Below are 6,241 nucleotides of genomic sequence, written 5' to 3' on the forward strand. Positions count from 1 at the left end.
TCGCGTCACGGCCTAATCGAGTCGATAGGTCAGCTGGGCGAACCGCCCCATCCGGGCGACATCGACAAGTCTCATCCGCGCCGACAGAATCCGACGCGGTAGCAGCGGCGCACCGCCGCCCAGTGTTACCGGCGCGACGCCCGCAATGATCTCGTCGAGCAGTCCCGCATCGGCGAACTGCCCGGCCAGGTCGCCGCCGCCGACCACCCAGATGTTCCGCGCACCCGCTGCCTCCGCCATCCGCTTGTGCACCTGTTCGACATCACCGGATACGAAATGCAGATTCGCACCCGGAATCGGGGGCAGCTCACGATGGGTGAACACCCAGCACGGGAGGTCGCCGTAATTCTGTTTCCAGTCCTGTGTCGACTCATTCGCGACGATCCACTCATAGGTGGTCGCCCCCATGCACATGGCGCCGACTTCGCTCAGGAACCGGGAGATATCCGACTCGGCGCTGCCGTCGTCGGCGATTTCGAGCAACCAGTCGAGGGAGTTGTCCGAGTCGGCGATATACCCATCCAGGCTGGTCGCGGTGTAGTACTGAGTTCGCATGCCATCATCGTGTCGGCCGACCGTGACATCCTCTGTCAGGTTTGTCGGTACTCCGGAAACAATGCGGCACTCCGCGGAATCAATCGGGGTTTCACACAGGGAGGTCCACTCTGCTATGCTCCCCATCGCCCCCAGTGCGGGCGCTGCCGATGTAGTTCAATGGTAGAACATCAGCTTCCCAAGCTGAGAGCGCGGGTTCGATTCCCGTCATCGGCTCCACCGACCAGGCCGCGAAAAACACGCAGGTCAGGCCATAATTATTGAAATCCCTACCCCCCGCGGGCGCGTTCCGCTCTCAGTGCTGTGCCTCATGTGCGGCACATATGCTCTCGTTCTCCGGCCCGCCTTACCTTGGTGATGTTCCCGAGCCGGCCGCGACCGCCCACCCTCGAGCCGGCAGCCGGCATCCCGGTCACCTACCGATCGGACCGGCACCACCCACATACCGCCACGACCCATCCGTGTCCACGGTCCCCGGTCGATATGCCGACCGGAAGACCGCGGTTCTCCGGGATGGTGAAGGCCGTGGAAATGCATGCCCGCTGTCCCGCGGCAATACCTTCGACCAGCGACCTTCGACCAGCGACCTTCGACCAGCGACCTTCGACCACCGCGCACGCGCACCGAACATCGACCACCGCAACGGTTTCCCGTCACCCCGTGACACGAGGCATTGGAGGCCTCGCCGACGAATTCCTCCCGGCGCGCCGGTGCACCCGGGTAGATCGCTTCGGGAACCGTCGGCGTTCGAAGTTCATTCGGGGCGAACCCAGGCCTGCGCCGCATCCGTCAGATTCCACCACGAAACGAACCGCTCATCCCGCGACTGCACCACCCAGCCATCCGACAACCGATCGAAGAACGCATCATCACCGGTCTTACCGCCCTTCGGCTCCCCCACATACACCAAACGCCGACCACCCCGCGACTCGAACAACTCCAACGCCTGCGAGGCCATCGCATCACCCCACCCCGGCGGCCAACACAAAAACAACACCGCATCCTCGCTCAACGCCGCCGCGAACCCGTCGAGCCCACCCACCGGAAACCACACATCCGGCTGACCCGCCACCATCGGAAACGACGCATTCACCGTCGCGTCCGGCGGTGCGGAATCGAACGCCCGCACCACCACCCCACGCTCGGCCAACAACCGCGCCCAATACCCGCGCCCGGCACCCAACTCCACCACGGTCCGCCCACCCGCGAACGCCTGCACCCAGTCCAGGGTTTCCGGCGAAGGCACCGCATACGCATAGGCCGCCTGCAGGATCGTCTGCACGAACCCCAACCGCACACTGCCATTGGTGTTGCCGCCGTTGATCACCCGACGACCCTCGACCGTCCCGACGGAGGGGCCGACGATATCCCAATACGGGTTGCCCGATTCCGAGGCACCACCGGTCATGTAGTGCACGAACCGCAGATCGAACGCGGCATCGGCCGCCTCGTCACCGGTGCCGGCCAATACCGGTGCGGTATCCAGATACTCGGCCACCTTCGGATACTCGGCCCGCAACCGCGATTCGTCGCCCAGCAGCGCGGCCAACTCGTTTCGACGTTCGGGCGAGAGCACGAGATCAGTCATACAGACGACTCTGCCTGCTCTTCCCATGTGCGGACCGGACAATGGCATACTTTCGGAAACATCGCCCGCCCGAATACATCCCGCCGCCGCGATCTATCCGTACACAGCGCTCTGCTGATAGTCGGTATCGACGCAGTTGTCCCGGTCGTCGAGGTGGTAGACCCGCCAGGACAACGACTCGTTCCGGATCAGCACCCTCACCGGTCTGCCGTGCCACGACAACTCCGGCCGAACGGCATTCGACAGAATGAGGGACAGCTCGTCATCGCTCAGCGAATCGAGCAGCCCCCTCCCGCCACCAGTAATACCTCTCGTAATCGGACCTCTCCCCGATCGGTATCCGTATGTGGGGGTCGCGAGTGTCGCTCGCGTCTCGGCAGGTCGCAGCGGTTGTTACCGGCCGGGTAGTCACCCGGCGCGTCCACGACATACACCGATCCGCCGCGCCGCCAGTGCCATCCGCCGAAAGAGGTGACAGTGAGTGACGAGTGCTGCCAGATGATTCGAATACCGTCGTAGGCATATCGGCACTGCCGAATCCATGTCCCACCGCGGTAGCAGTACTTGTCCTCTCGACGCATGTGCTGAGCTATCGGCCGGTGATCGATCTCGTCGAAATCGCCGCCGTCGTTGTACCAGCGCACCCACACCGAGGTCAGCCGCCGGGGCCGGCCCTCCCACAGGTGCTCGGCCGACTCATCGGTCGGATCACGCAGGTTCATCTGCACGAAAACACTCGAAATATTCGCCGTGGTCCGCAGTATGGGTGTTCGGCGTTCGTACCGCATGGCAATCGTCCCATCGTCGCCATATGCCGCTGGTACGACTTCGGATACACCCGGTGGGCTCGATGTTTTCGTGGGTCGACCGGTCGAGAGCCGAGTATCGGCTGGCTTTGCGCGGCAACAGAAGGCGAGCGAACGGGCCGCGCCCCAACATATCCGGCGTTTTCACTCCTCCGCGTCGAACGCACCGTCCCTATCTGACAAACACCGTCTCGCTGAGGTTTACTAGGCGCATGTGTGACGTCCTCGAGACGCCCGCGGCTCGGGCTTCCTGCGCCGACCGGCGAGAAAACACCGGTCGAAACCACTGTCCCACAGGAGTAATCCGGTGAGACAAGGGAATTCGCACCCGTCCGACGCGGGACACCTCGAAGGTCGGCACCTACCGATGCGGCGGGTCGCCGAGATGGTCGCGCCCGCGGTGGTGATGTTGGGGGCTTTGACGATGATGCCCGGCACCGCCGGCGCCGAACCACCGACCTCGGGTGCCGACACCGGATCGTCCGAGGGCTACCAGGCCCCGGCGGAGGACCCCGACCTCGCGGTTCGCCCCGCCATCCAGCGGATCGAACCGATCACCGACCGTTGGCTTCGGGTGTTCGTGACCTCGCCTTCGATGAACCGGGTCGTCCAGGTGCAGGTGCTCCTACCGGCCGACCGGAGCCGCCCGCGACCGACCCTGTACATGCTCGACGGCCGCGGTGCCCCCGAGAACAGCAGCAGTTGGATCGAGCACGGGCATGCGGTGGAGTTCTTCGCCGACAAGAACGTCAATGTCGTGTTCACCACCGGCGGTCCGGCCAATCTCTACACCGACTGGCAGCGCCGCGACCCCGTCCTGGGCACCAACAAATGGGAGACGTTCCTCATCCGGGAGCTACCGCCGCTGATCGACGCCCACTTCGAAGGCAATGGCCGCAACGGAATCCAGGGGGTCTCGATGGGCGCCGAAGCCGCGATGATGCTCACCTTCCGCAACCCGGGAATGTATTCCGTCGTCGCGGCGCACAGTGGCTGCTACACCGTCGCCTCCGGCGCCGGTCAGGCCCAGGCCCGCTCCATTGTCAAAACCTATGGCGGCGATCCGGACAATATGTTCGGCCCGCCCGATGATCCGGACTGGCTTGCCCACGACACCATGGCGCATGCCGAAGCCCTGCGCGGCACCGCGATCTACCTGTCCAGCGGCAGCGGGATCCCCGGCGAACACGATGTGCCCGGTAAGGTCGAGCTCCCCGATGCCATTACCGTCGGCGGCCCGCTGGAGGCCGGTGCCTTCAAATGCGCGCACGACCTGGCCACTCGACTGGCGCAGTTGCAGATTCCCGCCACGGTGAATCTACGGCCGACCGGCACGCACTCCTGGCCGTACTGGGCCGACGAGTTGGCCCGGTCCTGGCCCACCATCGCCCGGGCACTCGAACTCGACCCCTGAGAAAAGGGAAGGCGACCGGATCTCGATCGGATCCGACCTCACCTTCGGCGCGTCGGTCATGACCACCGCATGCGACGAAGTGACGGCACCTCCGACAATCCTTACAGCGGGGTTCGCATGAGCAGCACGTTGTAGCGGTGATGCACCGTGAGCAGGAAGTACAGGTCGCTCCCGGTCTGATACGGAAAGATCATCGGAGCGTATGCGGACGGTAGTGCCGCCGTATCGATCAGCACGCGCGGCGGACCCCATGGACCTTCCGGTTTCGAGGCAGTGCGCATCACCACCGAGTTGGTGTGGTCGGTGGTCAACATGATGTAGCGGCCCAGGTGGTCGTTCCACTGCACCGACAATTCGGCGACATCCTCGACGATCGGCTCGGATGCCTTGGGATCGTCGAGCTTCCACCCTTTTCCGTCCCAGTATTCGTAGGCGTCGATATTCGCGATATCGGCTTCCTTGACGCGGGAGACGAACCCGGGGTTGTTGCGCCCGGCCGGGGTGCCGTAGCGATAGACGTACCCGTCCCTCTTCACGAATGCGTTCTGCTGGAACCGTTCGTGGCCGTCCACATTGGCCCGGCGGGTGGTGGGCAGCTGCGCCCAGGTGCGGCCACCGTCGCCGGAGGCGGCGAGGGTGGAGAAGTTGGTGACCCATTTACCGTGGTCGCCCCATTCCTTCACCGACATCAGGCTCATGTACTGGGTGCCGCCCACCGAGATACCGGCGGTGGGGATGAGGCTGATCTCGATACCCGGGATCTTGGGGCTGGGCAGCGGGTTCGGGACGATCTCGTCGAAGAAGATGCCGCCGGAGGGGTCCTTGGTGTGGCTGCGGAAGATCACATTGCTGGTCCAGGCCCAGACACTGCCGGCGAACAGATTGGGCACGCCGAGGCCCGCGCTGTCCCCGAAAGCGGTGAGCAGGGTGCCGTTTCCGTCGTCCCACATAATGCCCAGGTCGGTGCCGAGCACATTCACCTGCTGCGTCTGGTTCGGGCTGTCCATACCGGTCACCTGGAATACCGCTTCGGTGGGGCCGGGCAGGTCGGGGAGACCACGTGGCTGACCGTTGATTCCCGGAATCGGGTTGACATTGTTGGGGTCGGCCATGGCCGGGGCCGCCAGGACCATTGCCACGGTCGCCCCGAATACGCCGATGCGAGCGAGTGTGGACAGCGAACGGCTCATCTGAATGATCCCTCCAGGGTGCGGTCTGGCCGGTATTGTGCCACGACCGCCCGCAACCCGCCGTGATGATGGGCCCGCTCCGCAACGGCGGCGTCAACGTCTCCGGCGAGCACCGCGATCTTGCGACGCGGCCGATTCCCGGGCGGAACACCGCGCAGGGGTGAACGACGAGAAGGTGGGCCGGGATCGGTTCCGGCCCACCTTCGTAACGGTCGTCTCGCGTCAGAACGCCGCTTCGTCCAGCTCCATGATGTCGTTGTCCAAGTTGGACAGGACGGCGCGGGTGGCGGTCAGCTCCGGCAGGACATTGCGGGCGAAGAACTGCGCCACGCCGATCTTGCCCTGATAGAAGGCCCGGTCCGCGCCCTCGGCGCCGGCGTCCAGCGCCGCACCGGCGATCTCGGCCTGCCGCAGCAGCTGCCAACCGATGAGCAGATCACCCACGGCGAGCAGGAACCGCACCGAACCCAGACCCACCTTGTACAACTCGCTCGGCTGCTCCTGGGAGGCCATCAGGTGCCCGGTGAGGGTGGCGGCCATGGCCTGCACATCCTCGAGAGCGGTGGCCAGCAGCTTGCGCTCGCTCTTCAGCCGGCCGTTACCGGCCTCGGAGTCGATGAACTTCTGGATCTGGCCGGCCACATGGGCCAGCGCCACACCGCGATCGCGGGCGATCTTGCGGAAGAAG

The 6,241-nt window shown here is 64.9% G+C and carries 6 protein-coding genes and 1 tRNA gene; 2 read left to right on the top strand and 5 right to left on the bottom strand.

Annotated elements, in window-relative coordinates; translation table 11 throughout:
* Positions 1-12 precede the first annotated feature (12 nt).
* Positions 13-555, bottom strand: coding sequence for a dihydrofolate reductase family protein (locus tag ON32_RS22395; RefSeq protein WP_040792936.1), 543 nt, complete (start codon positions 553-555; stop codon positions 13-15).
* A 145-nt stretch (positions 556-700) separates the two neighbouring features.
* On the opposite strand from ON32_RS22395, the gene ON32_RS22400 reads away from it, so the two are divergent.
* A tRNA-Gly gene (locus tag ON32_RS22400) sits at positions 701-774 on the top strand.
* A 535-nt stretch (positions 775-1,309) separates the two neighbouring features.
* Here ON32_RS22400 and ON32_RS22410 read toward each other — a convergent pair.
* Complete coding sequence (locus ON32_RS22410; protein WP_040792938.1) at positions 1,310-2,143, bottom strand: class I SAM-dependent methyltransferase; 834 nt, start codon at positions 2,141-2,143, stop codon at positions 1,310-1,312.
* A 269-nt stretch (positions 2,144-2,412) separates the two neighbouring features.
* Complete coding sequence (locus tag ON32_RS22415; RefSeq protein WP_040792939.1) at positions 2,413-2,931, bottom strand: hypothetical protein; 519 nt, start codon at positions 2,929-2,931, stop codon at positions 2,413-2,415.
* A 385-nt stretch (positions 2,932-3,316) separates the two neighbouring features.
* On the opposite strand from ON32_RS22415, the gene ON32_RS22420 reads away from it, so the two are divergent.
* Positions 3,317-4,363: an alpha/beta hydrolase gene (locus ON32_RS22420; protein ID WP_040792940.1), complete on the top strand. Its 1,047-nt coding sequence runs from the start codon at positions 3,317-3,319 to the stop codon at positions 4,361-4,363.
* 101 nt (positions 4,364-4,464) lie between these two features.
* Here ON32_RS22420 and ON32_RS22425 read toward each other — a convergent pair whose 3' ends face one another.
* Positions 4,465-5,553, bottom strand: coding sequence for a glycoside hydrolase family 183 protein (locus ON32_RS22425; RefSeq protein WP_040792941.1), 1,089 nt, complete (start codon positions 5,551-5,553; stop codon positions 4,465-4,467).
* Positions 5,554-5,775: 222 nt separating this feature from the next.
* On the bottom strand, positions 5,776-6,241 hold a 466-nt coding region (locus tag ON32_RS22430), incomplete at its 5' end, for an acyl-CoA dehydrogenase C-terminal domain-containing protein (protein ID WP_040792942.1).

The organism is Nocardia paucivorans NBRC 100373 (genome assembly GCF_000308675.1).
Taxonomy (GTDB): domain Bacteria; phylum Actinomycetota; class Actinomycetes; order Mycobacteriales; family Mycobacteriaceae; genus Nocardia; species Nocardia paucivorans.

Coding starts and splice junctions, on each gene's coding strand:
- ON32_RS22415 (WP_040792939.1), bottom strand. CDS start 2,931: ATGCGGTACGAACGCCGAACACCCATACTGCGGACCACGGCGAATATT.
- ON32_RS22410 (WP_040792938.1), bottom strand. CDS start 2,143: ATGACTGATCTCGTGCTCTCGCCCGAACGTCGAAACGAGTTGGCCGCG.
- ON32_RS22420 (WP_040792940.1), top strand. CDS start 3,317: ATGCGGCGGGTCGCCGAGATGGTCGCGCCCGCGGTGGTGATGTTGGGG.
- ON32_RS22395 (WP_040792936.1), bottom strand. CDS start 555: ATGCGAACTCAGTACTACACCGCGACCAGCCTGGATGGGTATATCGCC.
- ON32_RS22425 (WP_040792941.1), bottom strand. CDS start 5,553: ATGAGCCGTTCGCTGTCCACACTCGCTCGCATCGGCGTATTCGGGGCG.